25 protein-coding genes are annotated in these 24,992 nt (G+C 71.2%); all 25 read right to left on the bottom strand.

All coding sequences use genetic code 11. From position 1 onward, the window contains the following. Nucleotides 1-25: 25 nt before the first annotated feature. Nucleotides 26-1,333: a transposase gene (locus AB0O36_RS23765; RefSeq protein WP_365113759.1), complete on the bottom strand. Its 1,308-nt coding sequence runs from the start codon at nt 1,331-1,333 to the stop codon at nt 26-28. A gap of 74 nt (nt 1,334-1,407) precedes the next feature. Then, nucleotides 1,408-2,064 (bottom strand): TMEM175 family protein, encoded by a 657-nt coding sequence (locus tag AB0O36_RS23770; protein WP_365113761.1) that lies wholly within the window; start codon nt 2,062-2,064, stop codon nt 1,408-1,410. Between the two features lie 84 nt (nt 2,065-2,148). Then, nucleotides 2,149-2,487, bottom strand: coding sequence for a nuclear transport factor 2 family protein (locus tag AB0O36_RS23775; RefSeq protein WP_365113763.1), 339 nt, complete (start codon nt 2,485-2,487; stop codon nt 2,149-2,151). Between the two features lie 53 nt (nt 2,488-2,540). Further along, nucleotides 2,541-4,010, bottom strand: coding sequence for an ATP-binding protein (locus AB0O36_RS23780; RefSeq protein WP_365113765.1), 1,470 nt, complete (start codon nt 4,008-4,010; stop codon nt 2,541-2,543). Continuing rightward, nucleotides 4,007-5,245: an MFS transporter gene (locus AB0O36_RS23785; protein WP_365113767.1), complete on the bottom strand. Its 1,239-nt coding sequence runs from the start codon at nt 5,243-5,245 to the stop codon at nt 4,007-4,009. Before AB0O36_RS23785 ends, AB0O36_RS23780 begins: the two co-directional genes overlap by 4 nt. A gap of 92 nt (nt 5,246-5,337) precedes the next feature. Continuing rightward, nucleotides 5,338-6,237: an FAD binding domain-containing protein gene (locus tag AB0O36_RS23790; protein WP_365113768.1), complete on the bottom strand. Its 900-nt coding sequence runs from the start codon at nt 6,235-6,237 to the stop codon at nt 5,338-5,340. After that, entirely contained in the window at nt 6,234-8,636 is a 2,403-nt protein-coding gene (locus AB0O36_RS23795; protein WP_365113770.1) for a xanthine dehydrogenase family protein molybdopterin-binding subunit, read from the bottom strand. Before AB0O36_RS23795 ends, AB0O36_RS23790 begins: the two co-directional genes overlap by 4 nt. A 3-nt stretch (nt 8,637-8,639) precedes the next feature. Further along, on the bottom strand, nt 8,640-9,137 hold the full coding sequence (locus tag AB0O36_RS23800) for a (2Fe-2S)-binding protein (RefSeq protein ID WP_365113772.1): 498 nt from the start codon (nt 9,135-9,137) through the stop codon (nt 8,640-8,642). After that, on the bottom strand, nt 9,122-9,760 hold the full coding sequence (locus AB0O36_RS23805; RefSeq protein ID WP_365113773.1) for an NAD(P)-binding domain-containing protein: 639 nt from the start codon (nt 9,758-9,760) through the stop codon (nt 9,122-9,124). The genes AB0O36_RS23800 and AB0O36_RS23805 overlap by 16 nt, the downstream gene beginning before the upstream one ends. 9 nt (nt 9,761-9,769) lie before the next feature. After that, nucleotides 9,770-11,254, bottom strand: a complete 1,485-nt coding sequence (locus AB0O36_RS23810) for an aldehyde dehydrogenase family protein (protein ID WP_365113775.1) — start codon at nt 11,252-11,254, stop codon at nt 9,770-9,772. Between the two features lie 33 nt (nt 11,255-11,287). Beyond that, nucleotides 11,288-12,028, bottom strand: coding sequence for a type 1 glutamine amidotransferase domain-containing protein (locus tag AB0O36_RS23815; RefSeq protein ID WP_365113777.1), 741 nt, complete (start codon nt 12,026-12,028; stop codon nt 11,288-11,290). Nucleotides 12,029-12,102: 74 nt separating this feature from the next. After that, entirely contained in the window at nt 12,103-12,861 is a 759-nt protein-coding gene (locus AB0O36_RS23820; RefSeq protein WP_365113779.1) for a MinD/ParA family protein, read from the bottom strand. Continuing rightward, a complete protein-coding gene (locus AB0O36_RS23825) occupies nt 12,861-14,126 on the bottom strand; it encodes a PP2C family protein-serine/threonine phosphatase (protein ID WP_365113781.1) in 1,266 nt (421 codons plus the stop codon). The genes AB0O36_RS23820 and AB0O36_RS23825 overlap by 1 nt, the downstream gene beginning before the upstream one ends. Continuing rightward, nucleotides 14,108-14,593 (bottom strand): ATP-binding protein, encoded by a 486-nt coding sequence (locus tag AB0O36_RS23830; protein ID WP_365113783.1) that lies wholly within the window; start codon nt 14,591-14,593, stop codon nt 14,108-14,110. Before AB0O36_RS23830 ends, AB0O36_RS23825 begins: the two co-directional genes overlap by 19 nt. After that, on the bottom strand, nt 14,586-14,897 hold the full coding sequence (locus AB0O36_RS23835) for an STAS domain-containing protein (RefSeq protein ID WP_365113785.1): 312 nt from the start codon (nt 14,895-14,897) through the stop codon (nt 14,586-14,588). The genes AB0O36_RS23830 and AB0O36_RS23835 overlap by 8 nt, the downstream gene beginning before the upstream one ends. Nucleotide 14,898: 1 nt before the next feature. Further along, entirely contained in the window at nt 14,899-17,031 is a 2,133-nt protein-coding gene (gene glgX, locus AB0O36_RS23840) for a glycogen debranching protein GlgX (RefSeq protein WP_365113786.1), read from the bottom strand. After that, entirely contained in the window at nt 17,028-17,399 is a 372-nt protein-coding gene (locus AB0O36_RS23845; protein ID WP_365113788.1) for an STAS domain-containing protein, read from the bottom strand. Before AB0O36_RS23845 ends, glgX begins: the two co-directional genes overlap by 4 nt. Nucleotides 17,400-17,433: 34 nt before the next feature. Beyond that, complete coding sequence (locus AB0O36_RS23850; RefSeq protein WP_365113790.1) at nt 17,434-19,248, bottom strand: AGE family epimerase/isomerase; 1,815 nt, start codon at nt 19,246-19,248, stop codon at nt 17,434-17,436. Next, nucleotides 19,241-19,675 (bottom strand): VOC family protein, encoded by a 435-nt coding sequence (locus AB0O36_RS23855; RefSeq protein WP_365113792.1) that lies wholly within the window; start codon nt 19,673-19,675, stop codon nt 19,241-19,243. Before AB0O36_RS23855 ends, AB0O36_RS23850 begins: the two co-directional genes overlap by 8 nt. After that, nucleotides 19,675-20,289, bottom strand: a complete 615-nt coding sequence (locus tag AB0O36_RS23860) for a DJ-1/PfpI family protein (protein WP_365113794.1) — start codon at nt 20,287-20,289, stop codon at nt 19,675-19,677. Before AB0O36_RS23860 ends, AB0O36_RS23855 begins: the two co-directional genes overlap by 1 nt. Next, entirely contained in the window at nt 20,282-21,907 is a 1,626-nt protein-coding gene (locus tag AB0O36_RS23865; protein WP_365113796.1) for a GMC oxidoreductase, read from the bottom strand. Before AB0O36_RS23865 ends, AB0O36_RS23860 begins: the two co-directional genes overlap by 8 nt. A gap of 14 nt (nt 21,908-21,921) precedes the next feature. Next, nucleotides 21,922-22,323 (bottom strand): nuclear transport factor 2 family protein, encoded by a 402-nt coding sequence (locus tag AB0O36_RS23870; protein WP_365113798.1) that lies wholly within the window; start codon nt 22,321-22,323, stop codon nt 21,922-21,924. A gap of 10 nt (nt 22,324-22,333) precedes the next feature. Beyond that, nucleotides 22,334-22,789, bottom strand: a complete 456-nt coding sequence (locus tag AB0O36_RS23875; RefSeq protein WP_365113800.1) for a nuclear transport factor 2 family protein — start codon at nt 22,787-22,789, stop codon at nt 22,334-22,336. Between the two features lie 14 nt (nt 22,790-22,803). Next, a complete protein-coding gene (locus tag AB0O36_RS23880) occupies nt 22,804-23,241 on the bottom strand; it encodes a nuclear transport factor 2 family protein (RefSeq protein WP_365113802.1) in 438 nt (145 codons plus the stop codon). Nucleotides 23,242-23,318: 77 nt separating this feature from the next. Beyond that, nucleotides 23,319-24,974 (bottom strand): thiamine pyrophosphate-binding protein, encoded by a 1,656-nt coding sequence (locus tag AB0O36_RS23885; RefSeq protein ID WP_365113803.1) that lies wholly within the window; start codon nt 24,972-24,974, stop codon nt 23,319-23,321. Nucleotides 24,975-24,992 lie beyond the last annotated feature (18 nt).

Raw genomic sequence — 24,992 nt, forward strand, 5'->3', positions numbered from 1 at the left:
ACCAGCGGGTCAGCGGGTCAGCGGGTCAGCGGATGTACTCGCGGCGGACCTGGCCGGGGATGAGCGGCCGGGGCGGCGGTACCGGGCGGGTGTTCGCCGGGTACGGCGCCCGCGCGCCGCCGGCCGGCCCGACGGTTCCGGCCGGCGGGCCCGGTGGCCTGTGTGGCCTGGTGTGGGTGCGGGCGCCGAGGAGCAGGGCGGCGTGGGCGACGCTGGCGAGGGTGACGTGGTGGTGCCAGCCGCGGAAGGAGCGGCCTTCGAAGTCGCGGATCCCGACCGGTTCGCAGACCTCCGCGTAGTCGAGGGCGACCCGGTCGGTCAGTTTGGCGAGCAGGAACAGCTGGGCCAGCGGCCGGTCGCCGATGTTGGTGATCCAGAACTCGGTGGGGAGCATCCCGGCCTCGGTCCAGGCACCGACCAGCAGCAGCGGTACGGGCGGGCCGGGGACGGGCCGGTCCTCGCCGGCGCCTGCCGTGACGGCGGCGGAGGTGAGCAGGGTGACCGCGCCCTCGGCCCGGCCGTGGCGGGTCCATTCGACGACCCGGCGCTGGGAGCGGAGCGAGTCGATGAGCTCCCGGGCGGGGGCGGTGTGGGGCCCGGGCTTGTGGCGTCCGGCGCCGCCGAAGGAGACCGGCACCGAGCCGTCCACCTTGAGCACGAAGGGGATGTCCTGTTGGCCCAGGGCCTCCACGCAGTAGGGGAGTTCGGCGTTGCCGACCTCCATCACCACCGGCCGGCGCTGGAGTTGCCAGCTCGCGGCCATCCGCAGGACGGCCTGTACGGCGTCCTGGGCGGGGCTGAGGGAGCGCGCGGTGTCGGGTATGCCGGCGCGGCGGCGGCGCAGCAGTTCGCCGGTCCAGGGCCCGGGGAGGGTGAGGGTCCATTCGACCGGGAAACTGGCCTCGCTGGAGGCCAGCCAGATCCCGCCGGCCTGCTGGCAGTTGGCGGTGCGGCCGAGCTGGGGCACGAACTGGCGGCCGACGCCGACGGAGCGGTCCCCGGCCTTCTCTATGACCATGGGCTGCACCACCCAGGCGAGCGGGCGCTGGGCGGTGCTTTCGAGGTGCCGCGCGAGGGAGCGGCGCACCGGGGTCCAGTCCCAGGGGGACTTGCTGATGAACTGCTGGAGGCTCTGTTCCACCGAACTGGCCCCGGTGCCGGCGATGTTGCGGATGGTTTTCTTGCCGGAAGTGTGCACGAGGCCGTTCAGATAAACGCGGGCCCAGTTTCGCTGGTCCCGCCGGGGTAAGGATTCGAAGAACAGAGATATCAGGACGTCGATCAATTCGGAGACTTCCTTGGCGGATTCCTCCGGCAGGACTGCGCGCGCCATCTGCTGCCTCCCCCGCGACCAGCTTGATCCGATACCCTACTTGACCGGCAAGAACGGCCCGTAGGCCCCGGCGGCTACTTCCTGAGGTCGCTGGCAGAATCGAGCCGCTCGTCCACTGCCTCGTCCTCTACCACGAGGGGGATGGGGATCTGGTTCGCCGCATAGTAGATGGCGACCAGGAAGTGTGCGGCGAGTGCGACGGGTGCGGAGAAGAAGGACAGCAGGACGGTGACGGGGTAGGCGATGGCCCCGAGGCCGAAGCGCATTCGCGTGGCGCGTGCGCCGGCCTTGTCCACGTGGTCGTGGAAGAGGTGTCCGACCTTGGTGACGTACCACCAGAAGGCGATGAAGGCCAGGGCGTAGACGACCGTCCAGGAGCTGTAGAGGATGGCGGCGATGCGGGCCGCGTCGTCGTCCTTGAGGTGTTCGGCCAGGACCGAGGTGGTCCAAGGGATCACCGAAACCACCATCAGGACAAGGAGGTTGAGGAACAGCAGGGGCCGGTCGACCCGCCGCAGGTGCCCGAAGATGGTGTGGTGGTTCACCCACATCACACCGACGATGAGGAAACTCACGACGTAGGCCGCGTAATGCGGCCATTGCTCCCATAATCCGTGCCACAGGCCGGAACCGTGCTCTTCGGGTACTTTGATTTCCAGGACGAGAATCGTGATGACAATCGCGAATACACCGTCGCTGAATGCCTCGACCCGGCCGGTTTCCTTGTCCATGGCCTCCCCTTTGCCGTGAGATTGGATGCCAGCGGGGAGGGCGCTGCGCCACCCTCCCCGCGTACGCTACCCGGATATCCGCACTCAGCTGCCGAATCCGGCGGTCTGGCGCCAGATCCGGCCATCGCGGACCACCAGTGTCCCGAACGCGTGCTCCGGTTCACCGTTGAGGTTCATGATCGCCCGGTAGAAGATCGTGTCCTCGGTCTCGATGTACTCCTGGAGTTCGACCAGGGTGGGCTTCAGAGTGAGATAGCCGGTGAAGGTCTCACGTACGGCGTCGATTCCCACCGAAACGCCTTCGAATCGCAGGAGTACCGCGTCGTCCGTGTAGTTCTTCATCACCGCGTCGATGTCGAGCGCGGCGAGGGCGTCCATCTGGCGGACGAACACCGGGTGCAGTTTGGCAATGTCGTACGGCATGTGTCGACTCCGTTTCTCGGGTGGGCCGGCGGTGGATCCGGCCGTTCGGGCGGTCAGCTGACGGGCAGACGGACGATCATGCGGGTCTCCCCCGGCCGGGAGCGCGCCGTGAGGGATCCGCGGTGGCGCTGGGTGACGATCCGATAGCTCAGGTGCAGGCCGAGGCCGGTGCCCTTCCCCACGTCCTTGGTGGTGTAGAAGGGCTCGAAGATCCGGGGCAGCGACTCTTCGGGGATTCCCCGGCCGGTGTCGGTGATCTCGATGACCATGCAGCCGCCCTCCGTGCGGACACGCAGCGTGAGCACGCCGGAGCCCTCCATCGCCTCCGCGGCGTTGTCGACCAGGTTGGTCCACACCTGGTTCAGCTCGCTCGGATATCCGGTCATCTCCGGCAGGTCCGGCTCGTACGCGCGCACGATGCTGATCCCCGCGAGCTTGGAACGCAGCACCACCAGGGTGTTCTCCAGCCCTTCGGTGACCGCGAAGCGCTGCTCGGGGGCCCGGTCGAGATTGGCGTAATCCCGGGTGGCCGCCACCAGCTGGGAGATCCGCGGGCCGGCCGCGCACAGCTCTGCGGCGAGCGCCCGGGTCTCCAGCAGGGCCGCCAGGTGGTCCAGGGCGGGCGGCAGCGCGGTCGCGCCCACCCCGGCCAGCCGGACGCGCAGCCAGTCGAGCTCCAGGCCCAGGTCCGCCACCCCGGCACCGAGCAGTCCGGGCCGCTCCGCACCCGCGTCCTCGGCCCAGTCGGTGATGTCCTCCTCGGCGTCGGCCTGGGCGAGCGGATCGGTGGCGGCGGGCGGCGGGACCTTGTCGAGCTCCTCGGCGAGCCGGTCCAGTACGGTGCGTTCGCCGCCGGCGGCCGCCGCGCCCCAGGCGTACGCGGTCCGGGTGAGCCGCTCCAGGGCGGGTCCGAGTTCCTGGGCGGCCCGCGCCACGGCCGCGGCCGGGTTGTTGAGTTCATGGGCGAGTCCGGCGGCCAGCGTTCCCAGGGCCTCCACGGTGGCCCGCTTCCGTGCCTGCACCTCGGAGGACTTGATGCGCCAGGCCAGGACGGGGATCAGTACGGCGGCCACGCCGTGGCACCGGGTGAGCATCTCGAAGAAGACCGGTTTCGAGTAGGCCACCACCGTGGTCGCCGGCCCGCTGGCGGCGGCCGTCGCGACGTAGTGGCCGTCGGTCAGCAGGGGCAGTTCGCCGGTGAACCGGTGCGCGGCGGACGGCTTCCCGTCGTGCTCCTCGGTGGCCCCGTCCCCGGTGGAGTGCCGGGTGAGCACCTCCTCCCGGCCGTCCACCACTTTGGTGACCACCAGTCCGCCGGAGAGCAGGACGTGGAAGGCGTCGGCCTCGTCCCCGTCGTGGAAGAGCACGTCCCCGTCGGCCATCACCCGCGGCTCGGACACCGAGACCAGCCAGTCCAGCTGGTCCCCGGTGAGCCCGGCGAAGATCTCCAGTCCGTGCAGGGCGTTCCGCAGGTCCTCCCGGCCCGCCGGCTCCCCCGGCCCGTGTCCGCTTCCGGCGCTCATACGGTGCTCCCCTCTGCCCGGGTACGGGCGGCCAGCCGGAGTGTCGCCAGCAGCGCGACCGCGCACACGGCGGCCACGACCGCCATGAAGCCGACGGAGGTGCGGTGCAGTCCGTGGACGTTGGTGAGCAGGCCGGCCAGCACCGCCGGAACGCTCATCGCCAGGTAGGCGAAGACGTAGACGGCGGCGGTGAGTTCGCCCCGGTGCTCGGGGTCGGCGAGCGCGCTCAGGGCGCGGAAGGAGCCCAGGAAGGCGGCGCCCCAGCCGCTGCCCAGCACGGCGGTGGCGATCAGGAAGACGGGGGCCGAGCCGAGTCCGAGGGCGAGCAGCACCAGGGCCAGGCCGGCGAGCAGGCCGGTCAGCCCGAGCACGGCCGTGCGGAGTGCCGCGGTGCCGCCGAGCAGCAGCTGGGCGGCGGTGGCCGCACCGGCCAGCAGGGCCACGGTGGCCCCGCCGACGAGGTAGTTGGTGGTCTCCAGCAGGGAGAGCGCCAGGTGCGGGCCGAGCGAGAGGTAGAAGCCGCCGACCGACCAGACCGCGACGATGGTCAGGATGAGGACGGCGAACCGGCCGCGGGCCGTGGCGGGCACCCGGATGCGGTGCGGGGTGACGCGGAGCCGGCCGCCGGGCCGGGGCACCGCGCCGGGCGCGCTCTCCGGCATCCGGGCCACCCCGGCCAGGCAGAGCGCGAAGGCTCCGATCAGCAGCAGGTAGCTGAGGGCGGTCGGGGCGGGGCCGTACTGGACGAGCAGTCCGGCGCCGATGCCGCCCAGGCCGATGCCGACGGTGGGTCCGGCGCTGTTGACCTGGGCGCCGAGTGCGGGCCGGGAGCGGGGGGCCAGCTCCAGCAGGGCGGCGCCCATCGCGCCGGTGGCCAGGCCCACGGCCAGTCCCTGCACGGCGCGGGCGGCGAGCAGCCAGGCCAGGCCCCGGGCCGCGGCGAACAGGCCCATGGAGGCGATGGCCAGGACCAGGCCGGCGGCCAGGACGGGCCGCCGGCCGAGGGTGTCGGAGAGCGAGCCGAAGAGCAGCAGTCCGGCCAGCACGGTCACCGCGTAGAGGGCGAAGACCACGGTGATCGTGCCGGAGGAGAGGTCCCACCGCTGCTGGTAGAGCACGTAGAGGGCGGAGGGCACGGAGGAGGACAGCATCAGCAGGACCAGCACCGCGCCGACGACCCGGAAGCCGGGGCGTCTGGGCTCGGTGCCGCCGGCACCCGGAGCGGACGGTTGCACGGTAACCCCTGTGGTCGGCGTGCTCGTTGTCGGTTTCGCGGTGTTGCCTGCCACGTGCGTTCACTCCCCCGTGGACCCGTGGGTGCGGGTGGTCAGGACGGGGCCTGGGCCCGCGCGAGCGCACGGGCGGTCAGGACCCCGGCGAGATGGCCGAGGTATTCGGCCGAGGTGCCGCGCCCGGGCACGAACAGCTCCCGGGGTTCGGCGCGGAAGGCCGCGAGGACGGCCTCGGTGGTGTACGCGGTGCCGGTGTGCGCAGGGCCGTTGTGCGCAGGGCCGGTGTGCGCAGGGCCGGTGTGCGCAGGGCCGTCGTGTGCGGTGCCGGCCAGCCGGGCCTCGATCCCCGGCAGCCGCTGCGGGCGTGCGGTGGCACCCGTGACGGCGATGCGGGGACCGTCGGCGGTGAGCCGGACCGCCACCGCGCACAGCGGGTAGCGGGTGGCCCGGTCGGCGGTCTTCTCGAAGGCGGCGGCCGGACCGGGGGCGGGCACCAGCAGGGCGGTGACCACCGTGGCCGGGGGCGGCCCGGAAGCGGCGAACTCCTCCGCGGCGACGGTCCTGCGGCCGCCGGGACCGGCCAGTTCCAGCCGGGCGTCGGCGGCGAGGGCTGCCACCGGCAGGTCGGTGGGGCGGCCGGCCGCGCAGAGGTTGCCTCCGACGGTGCCCAGGTTGCGGACCTGGGGGTCGCCGTTGGCGCGGGCGGCGGCCGCCAGTTCGGGGGCCCCGGCCAGGACCAGCGGATGCGCGGCGAGTTCGGCCAGGGTGGTGGCGGCGCCGATCCGCAGGGCCCCCTCCGGGGTCCGGGCGATGCCGCGCAGCTCCTCCAGCCGGCGTACGTCGACCAGCATGCGGGCGGTGGCGCTGCCGCTGCCCAGGTCGGGCAGCAGGCTCTGGCCGCCGGCCAGGACCCGGGCGCCGGGGTGCCCGCCGAGCAGGACGAGCGCCTCGTCCAGTGCCGAGGGCCGGACGTAGTCGAATTCGGCGAGGATCACCGGGCTCCTCCTTGCTGGCCCTGCAGGGCCCGCCAGACCTTTTCCGGGGTGACCGGCATGTCGATGTGGGTGACGCCCAGGTCGGAGAGGGCGTCGACGACCGCGTTGACCACGGCGGCGGCGGGCGGCACGGTCGCGATCTCGCCGGCGCCCTTGGCGCCGAGCGGGTTGTGCGGGGTCGGCGTGACCGTCCTGCCCAGGGTGAAGAAGGGTGCGTCGGCGGCCCTGGGCAGGGCGTACTTGGTGAGGTCGGAGGTGACCAGCCGGCCGTCCGCGTCGTATTCGGCGGCTTCCATCAGCGCCTGCCCCAGCCCGTGCAGGATGGAGCCCTCGATCTGGCCGAGGACGATCTTCGGGTTGCCGATGTTCCCCGCGTCGTCGACGGCGGTGTAGGAGACCACCTCGGTCTCGCCGGTGAGTTCGTCGATCTCGACGACCGCGACGTGGCTGCCGAAGGGGTAGTTGAAGTCCGGCGGGTCGAAGTGGGTGGTCTCGTCGAGGGCCGGCTCGATCTCCGGCGGCAGGCCCCAGCCGTACCACATGGACATGGCCAGTTCGGCGAAGGTCTTGGTGTTCTCCGGGTTGCCGTCCTCGTGGACCCTGCCGTCTTCGTAGACCACCTTCTCCTCGGGGACCCCGAGGAACACGGCACCGGCCTTGACCAGCTTGTTCTTGATCTTCCGGGCGGTGAGGGCGACGGCCGGGGCGGCCATGCTGTAGGAGCGGCTGCCGTAGGTGCCCTGTCCGTAGGGGGCCTTGAGGGTGTCGCCCTGGTACACGCTGACGGTGGCCGGGTCGATGCCCAGTTCGGCGGCCGCGACCTGCGCGAAGACGGTGCCGTGGCTCTGGCCGGTGGAGGCCGAGCCGACCATGACGGTGACCTCGCCGGTCGGGTGGACCCGGATGTTGGCGCTCTCCCAGGTGCCGCCGAGCATGCCCTCCTGGGACATCCGGGTGGACGGGCCGACGCCGCAGATCGCGACGTAGGTGGCCAGGCCGACGCCGAGCCGTTTGCCGCGGGCGCGGGCCTCGGCCCTGCGGGCCGGCATGTCCGCGTATCCGGCGAGCTCCAGCGCCTTGTCGAAGTTCTCGCGGTAGTTCCCCGAGTCGTAGGTCCAGCCGAGCCCGTTGTCGTACGGGAACTTCTCGGACGGCACCAGGTTCCTGCGGCGGACCTCCGCCGGGTCCATGCCGATCTCGGCCGCGTACCGGTCGACCAGGCGTTCCATCAGGAAGGCGGCCTCGGCCCGGCCGCTGCCGCGCTGGGCGCCGAGCGGCACGGTGTTGGTGAAGGCCGCGTAGACCTCGCAGAAGGCGGCGTCGAAGTCGTACATGCCGCTGATGGAGCGGCCCATCAGGGCGGTGGCGACACCGGGGCCGATGGTGGAGGGGTACGCGCCGAGGTTGGCGTGGCTGGTGCAGCGCACGGCGGTCATCCGGCCGTCGCGGGTGCCGGCCAGGGTGACGTGCTGGCGGTGGTCGCGGCCCTGCACGGTGGAGTTCATCAGGCCGGTGCGGGTGTCCACCCACTTCACCGGGCGGCCCAGGGCCTTGGAGAGCAGCAGGACCAGCGCCATGTCCGGGTACAGGTAGCCCTTGGTGCCGAAGCTGCCGCCGACGGTCGGGGCGATCACCCGGAGCTTGTTGAACGGGATGCCGAGCACCAGGGCCGAGAGCAGGAACCGGTGGTTGTGCGGGCCCTGGGTGGACGCGTAGAGGGTGTACTCGCCGGTGACCGGGTTGTAGTCGCCGACCGCGCCGCGCGGCTCGATGGGGCTGTTGATGGTCCGCTGGTTGACCAGGTCGAGCTCGACGGTGACCTCGGCCCCTGCGATGGCGGCGTCGGTCGCCTCCTTGTCGCCGCAGGTCCAGTACGCGTTGAGGTTGCCGGGCACGGCCTCGTGGAGCTGCGGTGCGCCCTCGGCGAGCGCCTGGTCGGCGCGGGTGACCACGGGCAGCGGCTCGTAGTCCACGGTGATGGCGGCGAGCGCGGCGGCGGCCTGCCTGGGGGTTTCGGCGACGACCACGGCGATCGCGTCGCCGACGTGCCGGACGGTGTCCCCGGTCAGCACCGGCCGGGCGCCGGGAAGTCCGTAGGGGTGCGGCGGGAAGTGGCTCTCCACCCCGCCGGGGATCCAGATGCAGGGCAGCGGCATGACGTCCGCGAAGTCGGCGGCGGTGGCCACCTTGAGCACGCCGGGCATCTGCTCGGCGGCCTTGGTCTGGATGGAGAGGATCCGGGCGTGGGCGACGGTGCTGCCCAGGATGGCCATGTGGGCGGTGCCGGGCAGGTTGATGTCCGCCACGTACGTGGCCTCGCCGCGCAGCAGCTGCGGGTCCTCACGGCTGTCCAGCGGTGCGCCGAGCACGCCGGCGCTCTCCCCCGTCTGTGCGGTCATGGCTCATGCCTCCTGTCTCGGGGCGGTCCGCGCGGCGCAGGCGCGCTGCACCCCGCGCACGACGCTGTGGTAGCCGGTGCAGCGGCACAGGTTGCCGGTGAGCCACTCGCGGATCTCGGGTTCCGTGGGGTCCTCGGTCTCCGGGGCGGCGGTCCGGTCGACGAGTTCGCCGAGGGCCATGACCATGCCGGGGGTGCAGAACCCGCACTGGGTGCCGTGTTCCCGGCGCAGGGCCTCCTGCAGTCCGGTGAGTTCGCCGCCCGGCTCGGTGACGCCCTCGATGGTGGTGACCTCGGAGCCGGCCGCGGCGGCGGTGAGGATCAGGCAGCTCTTGACCGACCGGCCGTCGAGGCGGACCACGCAGGAGCCGCACTGCCCGGTGTCGCAGCCGACCTTGGTGCCGGTCAGCCCGAGCCCGTCGCGCAGCCGTTCGACGAGTAACTCGTTGGCCTCTGCGGCGAATTCACGGGTCAGTCCGTTGACGTTCAGCGAGATGTCCATTCGGTTGCCTGCGCTTCCGTGAGCGGCCGGTTGAAGAGCGGCCCGCCGGGCTGCTGGAGAATTCCGCCGGAGTGCAGCGGGCCGGTGTCGACGGCGGCGAATCCGAGGTCCGTGATGATTCCGGCGACGGTTTTCTTCGCTTCCGCGTCGTCGCCCGCCGTGTAGTGCGCGAGCCGTTCGCCGGAGTTCCGCCCCGCACCGTGTTCACCGACGGATCCGCCGCGGGCGAGTGTTTCGAAATGCATGGTGTTGAGGGATTTCACCAGCCGCGCGCCGGGATACCAGTCGGCGACGAATTCGCTGGAGCCGCGCCCGCCGAGATCGCGGGGTTCGCCCCGGCCGCCGAACGCGTTCGTCGCGTCCACGAGCACCTTGCCTCCGACCGTGTCCGGCGGGAGCAGCCCCCGGACGCTGTCGAAGGGCACCATCAGCACCAGGACGTCGGTCAGGCCGGCGGCCTCGGCGGGGGTCGCGGCCCGCGCGGCGGGACCCAGTTCGGCCAGCAGCGGGCCGATGGTGTGCGGGCCGCTCGCGTTGGCGAGGACCACCCGGTGGCCGGCGGCGACCAGGATGCGGGCCAGGACGGACCCGATCCGCCCGGTGCCGATGATGCCCGTGCTCATGCTCTCTCCTCAGTCGAGGCCGATCCAGACCGACTTGGTCTGGGTGTAGCTCTCCAGGGACTCGGGTCCGCACTCGCGGCCGAAGCCGGAGGCCTTGTAACCGCCGTAGGGCACCGAAGGGTCGTACTGGTTGTAGCAGTTGACCCAGACCGTGCCCGCCTTGATCTGCGCCGCCACCCGGTGGGCCCGCCGCAGGTCCTTGGTGTGCACCCCGGCGGCGAGGCCGTAGGCGCTGTCGTTGGCGATGCGGACGGCGTCCTCCTCCGTGTCGAAGGGGATGACCGACAGGACCGGGCCGAAGATCTCCTCCTGGGCGATCCGCATGCCGTTGTCCACGCCGGTGAAGATCGTCGGCAGGAAGTACAGGCCTTCGGCGGAGGCGCCCTCGGGGATCCAGCCCTCGCCGCCGACCCGGAGGTCCGCGCCTTCCTTCCGGCCGATCTCGATGTACGAGCCGACCTTCTCGAACTGGCCGCGGTGGGCCAGCGGCCCGAAGAGGGTGGCCGGGTCGCGCGGGTCGCCGGGCTTGAGCGCGGCGGCCCGCCGGACCAGCCGTTCGACCAGTTCGTCGTGGACGGGCCGCTGCAGCAGCAGGCGGGAGCCGGCGGTGCAGATCTCGCCCTTGTTGTAGTAGATGCCGAAGAAGGCGAGCTCCTCGGCCGCGTCCAGGTCGGCGTCGGCGAAGACGATGTTGGCGGACTTGCCGCCGAGTTCCATCGTGACCTTCTTGAGGGTGCCGGCGGCCCTGCGGATGATGGACTGGCCGACGGCGGTGGAGCCGGTGAAGGCGATCTTGTCGATGCCGGGGTGGTCGGTGAGGGTCTCCCCCAGTTCCACGCCCGGACCGGTCACCACGTTCAGCACCCCGTCCGGGATCTCCGCCTCCTGGAACAGCTCGGCGATCTTCAGGGCGGTCAGCGGGGTGGCCGGCGAGGGCTTGTGCACCACCGTGTTGCCCGCGGCCAGTGCCGGGGCGATCTTCGTCATGGACAGCAGCAGCGGGAAGTTGAACGGGGTGATCGCGCAGACCACGCCGAGCGGTTCCCGCAGGGTGTACGCGAGCTGGCCGCCGGCCGGCGCCCGGGAGGAGCCGTCGACCCGGGTCACCGCGCCGGCGTAGTAGTGCATCAGCTGGGCGGCCATCGGGGCGTCGACCGTGCTGGAGAACGCGAACGGCTTGCCCATGTCCATGGTCTCCAGCAGGGCGATCTCCTCGAGGTCCCGCTCGATGAGCTCCCCGACGCGGTTCAGCCTCAGCGCGCGCTCCTGGGCGGAGAGCCTGCTCCAGGGGCCCGACTCGTACGCCTCCCTGGCCGCCGCCACCGCGGCGTCGGCGTCGGCGGTGCCCGCCTGCGCCACCGGCACGATCTCCTGCCCGTCGACCGGGCTGATGTCGGGCTCGGTGCCGCCGCCTCTGGCCTCGACCCACTTGCCTCCGATGAACAGCTTGCCGGGATTGGCCAGGGGCTGGTCGCTGAGCGCGCGCTTGGTCATGGCTGCCTTCCGGTGTCGGGGAGTGCGGGGCGTCTAGCCCTGCGTGAGCTGGCGTAAGAAGGTCTCGGCGAGGGCCTTGGAGGAGTACGGGTTCTGGCCGGTGGTCAGCTTGCGGTCCACCACCACGTGCGAGTCCCAGATGGCTTCGGCCTTCTCGTACCGGGCGCCGAGCCGGGTCAGTTCCGCCTCCAGGATGAACGGGAGCCGGCCGGCCATGTTGGTGACCAGTTCCTCGCTGTGCGAGAAGGCGGTCATCCGGTACCCCTCGAAGGGCCAGCGGCCCTCGCCGTCGCGGAGCGCGAGCAGGGAGGTGTGGCCGTGGCAGACGGTGGCCAGCGGCTTGTCCTGCGCGATGGCCCAGCGCAGCAGCTGGGCCAGCTCGTCCGACTTGGGCAGGTCGCCGATGGCGCCGTGGCCGCCGCTGATGTAGATGCCGTCGTAGTCGGCGACGTCCTTCTCGCCGAGGGACTCCAGGGCGATGGGGCTCTTCAGCGCGGGAGTGGCCTCGATGACGCGTACGTACTCGGCCGCCGCGGCGGCGTCGTCGTCCTCGGAGCCCTGCGGGCGGACCCACTTGAGGAAGTCCGGGTCGATGCTGGTCCGGTCGACCGTGGGGGCCCGGCCGCCGATCGTCGCCACGTCGACGGAGTGCCCCGCGGCGCGGAAGATCGAGAAGGGGACGACGAATTCCTCGGCCCAGAATCCCGAGGGATGCAGCTCCCCGTCCAGCAGATGGAGCGTTGCCTTGGCCGTCATGACGACGAGAATCTTCATGACCGTGATCTCCTTGTTCTGGATTCGCTGCCGATTCAACACGCCCTGTGTCAAACGGCGTAAGGGGGATGACGTCAGGCACGTGATACTTCGTCACGTGCGGCCGGTGCGATGCCGAGCGCCGAGATGATGGTGCGGAATTCACCGACCAGCGGATGGTCGGGATGGGCGTCGGCGAATATGCGTTCTCCGTACAGCGCGGCCATTTCCGGCACATAGGGCAGGATTCCGGCCAGAGGGGCGCCGTATACCTCCTCCACGCGCCGGGCGACCCGTTCCCGCTCCATGCCGTCCGGTGCCATGCTCATCACCAGGGCCCGGCGGCAGGCCAGCCTCCCGGCCAGGGCGAGGGTCTCCTCGACCCCGGACAGGTCGATCCGGTCCGCCCGGGCCAGCAGCACCAGGACGTCGGCGCTGGCCATGGCGGTCACCGACTCGTTGTTCAGGCCGGCGTGCGTGTCGAGCAGCAGCACGTCCAGGCCGTAGGTGTCGGCGAACCGGTCGAAGCCCTCGGGCAGCAGCCCGACGTCGTACCCGGTGGCCATGATCTCCCGCAGCGCGGTGGTGCCGTTGCGGGCGGGTACGACGAACAGCCCGGGCCGCGCCACCGGCACGGCCGCGGCTTCGATCTCGCACCGGCCGAGCAGGTAGTCGGTGAGCGAACCGCCGCCCGGCGGCAACCGGAACAGCAGGTCCAGGGTGGGCGACTGGATGTCGGTGTCGACCACTCCGACCCGGCGCCCGCCAGCGGCCAGCAGCAGCGCCAGGTTGGCCAGGAGCGTGGACTTCCCGGTTCCGCCGCGGTGGGAGTGCACCACGATGGTCCGGGCCATCAGGCCACCTCCCGGTACCCTCCACCGGCACCGTGCGGCCCCCGCGCCGCACGGGGCCGGTGCAAGGCCAGCATGGTGACGTCGTCGTGCTGTTCGGCGCTGCCGGTGTGCTCGCGCACCGCCGAGTCCATGCGGTCCAGTACGGCCTTCCCGGTGAGCGGCCGGCCGTCGCGTTCCTCGCGGAGCAGATCGAGCATCCGCTCGTCGCCGAGGAACCGGCCGTCCGGACAGCGGGCTTCCGGCACCCCGTCGGTGAAAACGAAGAGCGTGTCGCCGGGGTCGAGCTGGGCGTAGCCGAGGGTGTAGACGCAGTCGGGCAGGACGCCGACCGCGGGCCCGGTGACGTCCAGGGCGACGGGGGCGCCCCCGTCGGCGCCGATCAGCAGGGGCGGGTTGTGGCCGCCGTTGATGTAGACCAGGCTGCCGGTGAGCGGGTCCAGGACGCCGAAGAACAGCGTCGCGAAGTAGCCCTGCCGGAGGTGGTTGCGGGTGAGGTAGCCGTTGGTGGCGGTGACCGCGTTGAGCAGCGGGGTGGCCCCGACGACGGGGATCCGGCCGCCGGAGCGGCCGGCCGCCACCAGGTGCTGGAGTCCGCTGTTCTCGGCGGTGTGCCGGAGCAGGGAGCGGATGAGCGCCATGAAGAGCGCCGCGCCGACCCCCTTGTCGCAGACGTCGGCGACGACCAGGGCGAGCCGGCGGCGGTGCACCAGCTCGAAGACGTCGTAGAAGTCCCCGGCGACCTGGCGGGCCGGGCGGAAACGGACGTCGATCTCCCAGCCGTCGGGGACGGGGAGTGCCTCCGGGAGGAAGCCGGCCTGGATCTCCCGGCCGATCTCCAGCTCCTTCTCGTAGCTCATCAGCTCGGCCCGGGCGTCGGCTTCGCGCAGGGTGCGGCCGAGTTCGGCGCGTTCGGTGCAGCTGTGCAGCCGGGCCCCGACCAGGGCCGGCAGGAAGGGCGGCACGAGGTAGTCGTGGCCCAGCCGGACGTGTTCCTCCAGGGCGGCGAAGTCGTCCACCGTCCAGACCACCACGATGGGTGCCACGTAGCGGCGGCGCAGCCGGCGCACGGCCGTGCGCACCGACTCCCCCGGCGCCCGGGCCGGGGCGAGCAGCACGTCGGCGGCGGGCAGCCCTTCGCGCGGGCCGGAGAGGAGTTCCGCCAGGGTGCGTTCGACCAGGGCCGCGTCCATGGTGCGGAGTGCGGCCAGCAGGCCCGCCGGTGGCGGCGGGTGGTCGGCGAGGATGATCACGGTCGTGGAGGGCATGGCTCCGTCCCCTCGGCCTTCACGGTCAGCGTGCTGATGTTCCGGCCGTCGTGCCGGACGTAACTGAACTCGTCGACACTGGTGAGGGCCAGGTGGATGCCCAGGCCCCCGATCCGGCGCTGCTCAGGGGGCAGTCCGGTGGCCGGCGGGAGGCAGCCGGCCACCGGGTCGAACTCCGGGGCGCTGTCCTCGACGGTGATCCTCGCCCGGCCCGGACCGGAGCGGCCGCGGACGGTGATCCGTCCGTCGCCGCCCCGGTACCCGTGCATGACGATGTTCGTGGCGAGTTCGTCCACGGCCAGCCTCAGCCGGTAGGCGGCCCGCCGGTCCAGTCCGGCCCGTCCCGCCACCGCCTGCACGAAGGAGGCGATGGCGGAGAGCGAGCCGAAGCTGGCCGGAACCTGCAGTTCGCCGGCGGCGGGCTGGGTCAGCGGGGACCCCTTGCGCGGTGGGTGGTTCTCACTCATCGGCCAGGACGATGCTGCGGTCCAGCCCCGCCGTGCGGATGGTGCGGGCGACCGGCTCGATCGCGCCCACCACCTTGATGGTCACCTCGCTGGAGACCTTCTGCTGGGCGAAGACCAGCGAGCGCAGTCCGGCGCTGGCCAGGTAGCCGACGCCGGCCATCCGGATCTCGACGGTGGCGGTGCCGTGCCCGGCGGCCTTCTCGATGGTCCGGTGGAAGTCCGGGGCGGTGCTCGCGTCCAGCTCGCCCGTCAACTCGATGACGGTGGTGTCGCCCTCGATGCTCAGGGACACGGAAAGCGGCATGTCAGTCTCCTTCATTGGTACGGCCCACGAGGATCACCACCGAGCGGGGGCCGATGAGGTACTTGCCGGCGTTCTCCAGCTCGGTCTCCGTGCCCGGGGCGCGGATGTCGTCCGGGGCCTGCGCCCCGGTGTCGGCGAACAGGTGCCAGGTGCGGCCCCCGGGGAGGGCGGGCAGCTCCAGGTCGTGCGCCTCCCAGTGGGAGTTCATGGCGACGTACACCACGTCGTCGTCCCCGGCTCCGCAGCGGGCCACGGCCAGCAGCCGGCTGTCCTCGGACCAGTCGGGCTGCCAGGCGCGGGTGCCGTGCCAGCTGATGTCGGGCAGGCCCAGGCCGGTGCGGATGGCGCCGGTGGGGTGCTCGGTGGAGCGGAGCTCCCGGTGGTGCTTGCGGAAGGCGATCATCTGCCGGGTGAATTCGAGCAGTTCGGCGTTCTGCCCGACCTGGTCCCAGTCGAACCAGGAGAGTTCGTTGTCCTGGCAGTAGGTGTTGTTGTTGCCCTGCTGGGTGCGGCCGACCTCGTCGCCGGAGAGGATCATCGGAATGCCCTGGCTGACGAGCAGGATGGCGAGGGCGTTCTTCATCTGCCGGAGCCGGAGCCGGTTGACCTCCGGGTCGTCCGTGGGTCCTTCGGCGCCGTGGTTCCAGCTGTTGTTGTCGTTGGCGCCGTCGTTGTTGTCCTCGCCGTTGGCGTGGTTGCGCTTGTCGTTGTACGAGACCATGTCGGCGAGGGTGAACCCGTCGTGCGCGGTCAGGAAGTTGACCGAGGCGGCGGGTCCGCGGCCGGCGTAGAGGTCGGGCGAGCCGGCGATGCGGGTGGCGAGCTCACCGACGACCCCGGTGTCGCCCTTGACGAAGCGGCGTACGGTGTCGCGGTACTTGCCGTTCCATTCGGCCCAGCGGCCGTACGCCGGGAAGTTGCCGACCTCGTAGAGCCCGGCCGCGTCCCATGCTTCGGCGATGAGCTTGGTGTGCCGCAGGACGGGGTCGAAGGCGAGCAGTTCCAGCAGCGGCGGGTTGGGCAGCGGGGTGCCGTCCAGGGCCCGGCCGAGGATGGCCGCGAGGTCGAAGCGGAAGCCGTCGATGTGGTAGTCGGCGACCCAGTGGCGCAGGCAGTCCAGGACGTAGTTGCGGACCACGGGGTGGTTGCAGTTGACGGTGTTGCCGGTGCCGCTGAAGTTGAAGTAGTAGCCCTCGGGCGTGAGCATGTAGTACGTCGAGTTGTCGAGGCCCTTGAAGCTGATGGTGGGGCCCTGCTCGTTGCCCTCGGCTGTGTGGTTGAAGACCACGTCGAGGATGACCTCGATGCCGGCCGCGTGCAGGTCCTTGATCAGCGTGCGGAACTCGTCGCCCTGCATGCCGTAGCGTCCGGTGGCCGCGTAGCCGGCCTTGGGGGCGAAGAAGGAGACGGTGTTGTAGCCCCAGTAGTCGTAGAGCTTCTCACCGGTCTCGGGGTTGCTGCGCGGGTTGTCGCTCTCGTCGAACTCGAACACGGGCAGCAGCTCGATGCAGTTCACCCCGAGTTCCTTCAGGTACGGGATCTTCTCCCGCAGTCCGGCGAAGGTGCCGGGGGCGGTGACGTGGGAGTTGGGGTGCCGGGTGAAGCCGCGGACGTGGGCCTCGTAGACGACGAGGTCCTCCGCGGGGATCCGCAGCGGGCTGTCGTCGCCCCAGTCGAAGTCCTGCAGGCAGACCCGGGACCGGTACTGGTAGCCGCGGCTGTAGTCGGGCGGTACGCCCCACACGTCGCGGCCGGAGATCAGCCGGGCGTAGGGGTCGGAGAGGACCTGGCGGGCGTCGAAGCGGTGCCCGGAGGCCGGGTCGAAGGGGCCGTCGGCCCGGTACCCGTACTCGATGTTCTCGTGGTCCAGGCCGAAGACGGTCATGGCGAAGACGCTGCCCATGCGGAATTCCTCGGGGAACTCCAGTTCGGCCATGGGCTCGGGTTCCCCGCGCTTGTAGATGACCAGGGTCATGGAGGTGGCCTGGTCGGAGAAGACGGAGAAGCTGACCCCGCCGGGGACCACGTTGGCCCCGAAGGGGAAGGGCTTGCCCGCGCGGACGCGGTACCCGCCCACCTCGTGGGTCGGGTACGCGTCCACGCGCAGGACCTGTTCGGTGCGCGTCTCGGTCATCGGCCGGCCTTGCCGGCGCCGGCCGGTGCCGCGGCCTTCCGCTTGGCCTCGGCCGCGGCGGCCTCACCGGTTTCGAAGAAGTCCAGGAAGCCGGTGGCCGACATGACGAACCGGACTTCCTCGCTCACCCCGTACAGGGTGACGGCGACACCGGCGTGCTGGGCCTCGCGGTACACCACGAGGAGGGTGCGCAGGCCGGCGCTGGAGACGTAGGTGACCGCCGTGAGGTCGATCTTCAGCGGCCGGCCCTCGCGGACCAGCGGCAGCAGGGTCTCCAGCAGCGACCCGGAGGTCTCGCTGTTGATCTCGCCGGTGGCGACGACCACGGTGCCCGTCTTGTTCCGGCGTTCCTTGACGTTGAGAGACATTGCATTCCCCTTTCTGCGGGGCCCCCGTCAGCCCCTACTTGGTCTCCGGACGCAGCCGGACCCGGACCCGTACCCGGCTCTGGACGTCGGGCAGCCGGACGGTGAGCGCCCCGGCGTCGAAGTCCGTCCACGGCTTCTCGTCGATCTCGACGGAAGCGATGCTCACCGAGCCCGCGGGCAGCAGGTCGGGCGAGACGCGCAGCACGCGGCCGGGCAGGTCGGTGGGGTCGGGCTTGAAGTGGAAGTCCATCTCCCGGCCGTTGATGAGCAGGTTGTTGTAGACCGCGGCGAGGTAGCACAGCTCCGCGGAGTGGTACATGGACATCGAGTGGCTGCCCTTGAGCCGCTCGGTGCCGAGCAGGTACGGCGTGCCGCTGGCCAGCACGTTGAAGTAGACGGCCCCCTCGTCGTGGTCGAGGAAGAAGGTGTTGTAGAAGGACTCCGCCTGGCGGGCTTCCTTCCTGAAGTCCTGCCCGCCGAGGGTGCCGTGCAGGATGAGGTAGGCCAGGATCGCCTGCTCCTGCTGCCACCACGCCTTGCGGTCGTGCCAGGCGAAGCGGTGGCTCTCCTGGTCGCCGCTCCTGAGCCGTTCGACCACGTCGTACCAGCCGCCGCGCTGCAGGTCGCTGCCGACCGGCGGCATGATCTCGCCGATCCTCCTGGCGAGGTCGGAGTAGGCCGGCTTGGCCTTGAGGGAGTTCATCCGGAGCAGGTTCCAGGCGATCTTCAGGTTGTGGCCGACGACCGCGCGGTTCTGCTGCCAGCTGTGCGCGGTGTCGTGCGACCAGTCGCGGAAGAAGCGTTCCTGGACGAAGGGGCTGTTCTTGTAGTCCGGGAACCGGTCGGCGATGGTGTCGAAGGTGTACTCCAGGAAGTCGGCGTAGCGCTGCTCCCCGGTCGCCAGGTACAGGTTGATGAGGTACGCGGGCGCGTGGTCGCCGACCGAGTTCCAGTTCTTGCGTTCGGCGTTCTCGCCCAGGGACTCGTGGTCGGCGCTGAAGAGGATCGGGTCGATGTGCGAGTAGTAGCCGCCGAGTTCCTCGTCCTTGAAGAACCTGTCGAACAGCCGGATGGTGGCGTCGGCGTCGTTCTTGATCCTCACGTCGCCGGTGACCCGGTAGGTCTGGATCGGGCCGGCCAGCGCGTAGATCTGCTCGTACATCGGGATGGCGTCGTAGTCGTCGGAGAACTCCGAGGTGAACAGCTTCTTCTCGGTGTCCCCGTCCACGCTGATGCCGTGGTACCAGTAGACGACGTCTTCCTCGCTGTCCTCGACCCGCATGTGCTTGCGCAGGTACTCGGTGCCGCGCTCGGCGACCTCCAGGTACTCGTCCTTGCCGGTCAGCAGGTAGGCGGAGGCCATGCCGTAGACGAGGCGGGAGATGGTGTCGGTCTCCTGGATGTGGCTGGCGGTCTTGTCCCCGCCGAGCCGGATCTCGGTGCGGTACTCGGTGAAGTCCACCGGCCCGTCGCCGAACTGCGCCTTCCGGTAGAAGGAGGCGAGGGATTCGATCTGCTTGACCCACCAGCCGGCTTCCTCGAACCGGTAATCCTCCGCGCCGCGGCCGAGGAAGACCAGCCGCTTGGCGTCGAAGCGGCCGCCCTGCTCCGGGTAGTGGACGCCGTAGGCGAAGAGGAACCGGCCGGGCGAGAGCATCTCGTCGAGGTGGCCGGAGGCGTCGATGTAGGGCTCGTCCAGGTTGCGGACCAGTTCGGCGCTGGGGCCCGAGGCGAGCGACACGTCGAACGGGCGGCCGTCGGCGGTGTGCAGCCTCAGCTGCCGGGTCTCCGAGTCGAAGTGGTCGATGTATCCGGCGATGGTGTCCGAGAAGGAGAAGCCTTCAGCCATGCTGTGCACCGTCCTTGTCGTGAGAGCTGTCGTCGTCCGTGTATCCCTGGCTGACCTCGACGATCACCCCGTCGGGATCGCGGAGCCACACGGTCCGCCAGCCGCAGATGAAGTCGTCGAAGGCCAGGGGGCCGAGCGTGACGTCGGCCGCGTCCCCGATGTCCGCGAGGAAGGAGTCGACGCTGTCGGTCTGGAAGGCGAGGTGCCGGATCCGGCCGGGGGCCGGGGGTCCGTCGTTCTCCGCCTGCCGGGCCGGCTCGGCGCCGGCCGGGAAGAGCTCCAGGTACGCGTCCCCCTTGCGCAGGAAGACGATCTGCGAGTCGCCGAGGTCCACCACCCGGGCCCGGGCGAACCCGAAGTACCGGGTGTAGAACTCCTCGGTGGTCTTCTGGTCGGTGCAGTTGAGGCCCACGTGCGACCAGCGCATCAGCCGGCCCCCCGGCCCCGCCCGGCGGCGATCAGCTCGATGATGCGCCGGGCGAAGAGGTGGTGGTGGGCGCCGGTGCGGCCGGTGACCAGGTCGCCGTCGACCACCACGTCCTCGTCGACGTACTCCCCGCCCATGTTGCGGACGTCCCCGATGAGGTTGTTGTGGCAGACGACCTTGCGGCCGCGGATCTTGCCGGGGATGGAGGAGGCCAGCCACATGCCGTGGCAGATGATCCCCTTGAGGACCGTGGGCTCCTCGAAGGCCCGGCGCAGCAGTTCGGTCGCGGGGGCGAGGACGTCCACGTCCTCGGTGTAGCGGAGCCGGTCGGCGACCATGCCCGAGGGCACGATCAGCGCCGCGTACCGGCGCAGTTCCCCGTCGGACAGCCCCTCCAGGGAGCGGTCGGCGGTGAACGGGGCGCGGTACTCGTGGCCGGTGAAGGTGATGGAGTCGTTGCCCCACAGCCGGGTCAGGAAGTCGACCTCGGCGCCCTCCTCGGCGAAGCGGCGCTGGTAGTAGAAGATCTCCGGCTCGTAGAAGTCGCTCTCGACCAGGACCGCGATCCGGGTCCCGGTGAGGGCGCCTTCGCGCAGGACCGTTCCGTCAGACACGGGAGTTCCCCCTGTTCCGGCCGGTGATGAAGTCCGCCGCCCGCTCGGCGATCATGGCGATGGCGGCGTGGCAGTTGCCGGACGGCACCGCGGGCATCACGCTCGCGTCCACCACCCGGAGCCCCTGGACGCCGTGCACCCGCAGGTGCGGGTCGACGACGGAGAGGTCGTCGATGCCCATGCGGCAGGAGCCGGCCTGGTGGTGGTAGCTCTCCGACTTCCGCTTCGCGAAGGCGCGCAGCTCGTCGTCGGTGACCGTGCCCGGGCCGGGCTGGAGCTCCTGCTTGTACCAGGGCGAGAAGGCGGAGGTCGCGAAGATCTCCCGGGCCAGTTTGATGCCCTGCACCATCCGCTCCAGGTCCCAGCGGTCGCCCAGGTAGTTCGGGTGGATCAGCGGGTGGGCCAGCGGGTCGGCGCTCGCCAGCCGGATCCAGCCGCGGGAGACGGGCCGGACGACGCCCGGCAGGATGGACACCGTGTGGGGGTGGTCCTGGCCGACGATCACGTCGAAGGGCACGTGGACGAAGGCGATCTGCAGGTCGGGGGCGGGCAGTCCGGGCTGCGAGGAGAGGAACAGCGCGCTCTCGGAGAGGTTCTGCGTCGGCGGCGGCAGTTCCTGGGTGACCTCGGCCATCAGGCCGGTCAGCACGTGGTTGTGGAAGTTCTCGCCGACGCCCGGGACCGCGGCGGTGACGGCGATGCCGTGTTCGGCGAGCCGGTCGGGGGCGCCGATGCCGGAGAGCAGCAGCAGCTTCGGCGACTCGATGGCGCCGGCCGCGACGATCACCTCGCGGCGGGCCCGGACGGTGTGCGTGCCGGGTTCGCCGGTGGTTCCGGCGGCGTCGAGCACGGTGCGGCCCGGGAAGTCGGCGGGCGGGGTGGTCTGGACGTACTCGGCGCCGGTGCAGGTGGTGCCGTCGAACAGCAGCCGGGTGGTGTGCGCGCCGGTGCGCAGGGTGAGGTTGGGCCGGGTCAGGGCCGGTTCCAGGTAGGCGGCCAGGGTGCCCTGGCGGCGGCCGTCGGCCACGTCGATGTGGTGCCAGCCGGTGCCGAACAGGCCGCGGCGCGGGCCGTCGGTGTTGAAGTCGGCGATCTCCTGGTGGCCGAGTTCCACGGCGGCGTCGATGAACGCCCGGGACACGGGGTTGGGGTCGTGCCGGCCCGCGTGGGTGATCCGCTGCGGGCCGCCGGTGCCGGTGGTGGCGGCGGTGACGTCCTCCTGGGACTCCAGCAGGGCGAAGTAGGGGAGCACGTCCTCGTGCGCCCAGCCGGCCGCGCCCTGGTAGGCCCAGTTGTCGAAGTCCGAGGCGTGGCCCCGGATGTGCATCATGATGTAGAGGTTGCTGCTGCCGCCGGGGGCCTTGCCGCGGGGTTCGTACGTACGGCGGCCGTCGAGGCCGGGCTGCGGGACGCTGGTGTAGCCCCAGTCGACGGGCCCGCCGAGCAGCTTGTACCAGGACGAGGGGTCGTCGACCTCGGGCGGGATGCGGGGGCCGCCGGCTTCCAGGACCAGGACGGAGACGCCGGGGTCCTCGGAGAGCCGGTGGGCCAGGACGCTGCCGGCGGTGCCGGAGCCCACGATCACGTAGTCGTACTCGGCGCTTCCACGGGTGTCCATCGGATCACCGCCCCTCAGTCCCGGCTCAGGACCTGGAAGGGGACCGTGTCGTGGTGGTTCGCCATGTAGGCGATCTTTCCGTCCACGATCCGGAAGTAGTTCATGACCTCGGCCTCGATGGTCTCGCCGGAGGCGCTGACCGCGCTCAGGTGGGAGACGGCCGCGGCCTGCACGCTGCCGGGCTGCTCCGCTCCGGCGGCGGGCCGGTCGACGATGAAGTGGACGGGCGTGTTCTGGAAGACCCGGTAGAGGGTCCCCATGCCCTTCATCATCGAGCGCAGGGTGTCCAGGCCCTCGATGTGTCCGGCCAGCTGCTCGTCCATGACCTGGTCGTCGGCGAACAGGTCGCACCAGCGGTCCCAGTCGCCGGCGTTGGCGTACTCGTAGTACTTCGTGAGGATCTGTCGGGCGTCCATCGCTCTCCCCCTATCGGTCCCTGCGGATGCCGTCCGGGGCGAACGGCGCCCAGAACTGGCTGAACGCGGCGGCGGTGTCGCCGAACAGGCCGTCCCGGCCCTCGACGATCCGCCCGTCGTGCCAGCGCATGAAGTGGAAGACCTGGTAGTCCATCCGCTCGTACGGGGAGCCGGTCGTCTCGGCCGCGCCGGCCCGCAGGCCGGTGTTGCGGCAGACGTCGGCGGAGCAGTCCTCGCCGACGAGCACCGCCTCGATGTCCATGCGGAAGGTGCCGCCGGTGAGCTTGTGGGTCTGCCCCATCAGCTCCAGGAAGGCGTCCAGGCTCTCGTACCAGCCGGCCAGCGGGTGGTTGCCGGGGACCAGCCAGCGCAGGTCCTCCGAGTAGTACTCCAGGATCCGGGTCCGGTCGCCGGATCCCAGTGCCGCGTAGGCGGCCTGCACCCGCTGCGGTGTCACCCGTGTCATGGTCCGCACCCCTCTCAGAGCGAGCCCGAACCGGGCATCGGGGCCAGGTCGTTGACCGTGTACGCGGAGATCCGGGGGCCGGCCGGGCCGGCCACCACGGTCCAGGTCTGGTCGGCGTCGAACCCGAGCCACTCGCTGCGGGCGGCCGGCGGGTCCCAGATCTTGGCCTGCCAGTTGACGAGCACCCGGACGGTGGCGCGTTCCCCGCCGGGCTCGATGACGGGTTCCACCTTGGTGACGGTGTGCACCTCGTCGAAGAACCGGGCGGTGACGGCCGCGTACCAGCGTCCGAAGCCCTCGGGTCCGAGGAAGGTGTCCTCGGGGACCGCGAATTCCAGGTCCTCGGTGATGAGGGCCAGCACCTGGTCCGGGGGAACGTGCCGGTCCAGGGCCACGTACCACTGTTCGGCGAAGCTGCGGATCGCGTCCTCGGTCAACCGCTCGGCGGGCATGGGTCCTCCGTTTCGCGTGGGTTCGGGTCGCGCGCCGGGTCAGGTCGCGCATGCGTGGGGGCCAGTCGTGCACCGGGTCAGATCTGGATGTCGACGAGGAACGGCCCGGGGTGGCCGAGCATCCGGCTCACCGCGGCGGCCGCCTCGTCCGGCTTCTCCACCCGCATCCCGCCGGCCCCCAGGGCGCGGGCCAGGCCGGCGAAGTCGATCTCCGGACGGGACAGGTCGAAGGACCCGGGGAAGGGGTGCGCGGCGATGCCCCGCTCCCGCCAGTACTGCTCGATGTTGTCGTCCAGCAGCCGGTACTTGCGGTTGTTGCACACCACGAACTTGGCGTCGATGCCGTGCCGGGCCGCGGTCCACAGCGCCTGGTAGGTGTACATCGAGCCGCCGTCGCCGGAGAACCCGACGACGAGCCGGTCCGGACGGGCCAGTTTGGCCCCGACCGCGCCGGGGAAGCCGACGCCGAGCGACCCGCCCCGGGTGAGGTGGTAGTCGCCGGGCCGCTCCGCCGGCAGGTGGGCGGTGACCAGGGGCGAGGTGGTGAGCGCCTCGTCGAAGACGATCAGGTCGCCGCCGGTCCGCTCGGCAAGGGTCTTCAGGAACACCGCCATCGGACTGCCGTCGTCCACCGCCGTGTGCGCGGCGCGCGCCCGCTCGCGGGTACGGACGTCCAGCCGGGCGGCCGCGGCGGCCCTGGCCTGCGGGGTGAGCCTGCGCTCCAGTACGGCGGCCAGTTCGCGCAGCGCGGACCTGGGGTCGGCGACCAGGCCGAGGTCGACCGGGTGGTTCTTGGCGATCTCGTAGGCGTTCAGGTCGACGTGGACGATCCGGGCGTCCTCCCGGAACGGGCTCACCAGCTCGGGGAACACCTCGGGGAAGACATAGGTGCCGACGATCAGCACCGCGTCCGCGTCCCCGACGAGCTCCTTGCTGTGCGGGCCGAACATGTGGCCCGTCTGGCCGCGCCGCAGCGGGTGCGAGGCCGGGATGTTGACCTCGGAGGAGTCGACCTCGTACACGTCGGCGCCCAGCAGCTCGGCGACGGCCACGAGTTCGTTCTGGGCACCGGAGAGGGAGACCCCGTCGCCGACGAGGACCACGGGCCGCCGGGCGGAGCCCAGCAGTTCCGCGGCGCGCCCCACCGAGGCCGGCGAGGGCGCGACGTCGGTGAGGGGCACGGTGGCGGGCAGCACCGGCTCGGAGTTGAGCTCGTCCAGGACGTCCATGGGCAGGGCCACGAACACCGGGCCGCGGGGCGGGGTCAGGGCGATCTTCACGGCCCGCCGGACGGTGCGGAGCACCGAGTTCGGGTCGGTGACCCGGGTGGCGTACTTGGTGACCGGGCGGGCCATGGCCACCAGGTCGGCGGCCATCTGGGCGTCCATGGCGTCGTAGCGGACCCCGGCGTCGCCCGCGACCACCACCAGCGGGGTGTGGCCGCGGAGCGACTGGTAGAGCATGCCGATGCCGTTGCCCAGGCCCACACCGGAGTGCAGCTGGAGCAGGGCGGCACCGCCGGTGGCCCGGGCGTAGCCGTCGGCGATGCCGGCGGCGACGGTTTCCTGGAGAGCGAGGACGTACCGGAAGTCCTCCGCCGCGTCGACCGCGTCGAGGAATCCCTGTTCCACCGTGCCGGGATTTCCGAACATCACGTTCAGGCCGTCGGCCTTGAACTGCTCGATCAGCCTTTCCCGTCCGGGACTGGGCGGCGTATTCGGCGTGACTCCCATGACTTCCCTTTCCCCTCC

Origin of the sequence: Streptomyces sp. NPDC089799, assembly GCF_040684755.1 — a bacterium.
Classification (GTDB): Bacteria; Actinomycetota; Actinomycetes; order Streptomycetales; family Streptomycetaceae; genus Streptomyces.

Coding starts and splice junctions, on each gene's coding strand:
- AB0O36_RS23875 (WP_365113800.1), bottom strand. CDS start 22,789: ATGACACGGGTGACACCGCAGCGGGTGCAGGCCGCCTACGCGGCACTG.
- AB0O36_RS23815 (WP_365113777.1), bottom strand. CDS start 12,028: ATGAAGATTCTCGTCGTCATGACGGCCAAGGCAACGCTCCATCTGCTG.
- AB0O36_RS23880 (WP_365113802.1), bottom strand. CDS start 23,241: ATGCCCGCCGAGCGGTTGACCGAGGACGCGATCCGCAGCTTCGCCGAA.
- AB0O36_RS23780 (WP_365113765.1), bottom strand. CDS start 4,010: ATGAGCGCCGGAAGCGGACACGGGCCGGGGGAGCCGGCGGGCCGGGAG.
- AB0O36_RS23855 (WP_365113792.1), bottom strand. CDS start 19,675: ATGCGCTGGTCGCACGTGGGCCTCAACTGCACCGACCAGAAGACCACC.
- AB0O36_RS23795 (WP_365113770.1), bottom strand. CDS start 8,636: ATGACCGCACAGACGGGGGAGAGCGCCGGCGTGCTCGGCGCACCGCTG.
- AB0O36_RS23830 (WP_365113783.1), bottom strand. CDS start 14,593: ATGAGTGAGAACCACCCACCGCGCAAGGGGTCCCCGCTGACCCAGCCC.
- AB0O36_RS23825 (WP_365113781.1), bottom strand. CDS start 14,126: ATGCCCTCCACGACCGTGATCATCCTCGCCGACCACCCGCCGCCACCG.
- AB0O36_RS23850 (WP_365113790.1), bottom strand. CDS start 19,248: ATGGCTGAAGGCTTCTCCTTCTCGGACACCATCGCCGGATACATCGAC.
- glgX (WP_365113786.1), bottom strand. CDS start 17,031: ATGACCGAGACGCGCACCGAACAGGTCCTGCGCGTGGACGCGTACCCG.
- AB0O36_RS23865 (WP_365113796.1), bottom strand. CDS start 21,907: ATGGACACCCGTGGAAGCGCCGAGTACGACTACGTGATCGTGGGCTCC.
- AB0O36_RS23775 (WP_365113763.1), bottom strand. CDS start 2,487: ATGCCGTACGACATTGCCAAACTGCACCCGGTGTTCGTCCGCCAGATG.
- AB0O36_RS23770 (WP_365113761.1), bottom strand. CDS start 2,064: ATGGACAAGGAAACCGGCCGGGTCGAGGCATTCAGCGACGGTGTATTC.
- AB0O36_RS23820 (WP_365113779.1), bottom strand. CDS start 12,861: ATGGCCCGGACCATCGTGGTGCACTCCCACCGCGGCGGAACCGGGAAG.
- AB0O36_RS23845 (WP_365113788.1), bottom strand. CDS start 17,399: ATGTCTCTCAACGTCAAGGAACGCCGGAACAAGACGGGCACCGTGGTC.
- AB0O36_RS23805 (WP_365113773.1), bottom strand. CDS start 9,760: ATGAGCACGGGCATCATCGGCACCGGGCGGATCGGGTCCGTCCTGGCC.
- AB0O36_RS23885 (WP_365113803.1), bottom strand. CDS start 24,974: ATGGGAGTCACGCCGAATACGCCGCCCAGTCCCGGACGGGAAAGGCTG.
- AB0O36_RS23800 (WP_365113772.1), bottom strand. CDS start 9,137: ATGGACATCTCGCTGAACGTCAACGGACTGACCCGTGAATTCGCCGCA.
- AB0O36_RS23810 (WP_365113775.1), bottom strand. CDS start 11,254: ATGACCAAGCGCGCGCTCAGCGACCAGCCCCTGGCCAATCCCGGCAAG.
- AB0O36_RS23835 (WP_365113785.1), bottom strand. CDS start 14,897: ATGCCGCTTTCCGTGTCCCTGAGCATCGAGGGCGACACCACCGTCATC.
- AB0O36_RS23765 (WP_365113759.1), bottom strand. CDS start 1,333: ATGGCGCGCGCAGTCCTGCCGGAGGAATCCGCCAAGGAAGTCTCCGAA.
- AB0O36_RS23870 (WP_365113798.1), bottom strand. CDS start 22,323: ATGGACGCCCGACAGATCCTCACGAAGTACTACGAGTACGCCAACGCC.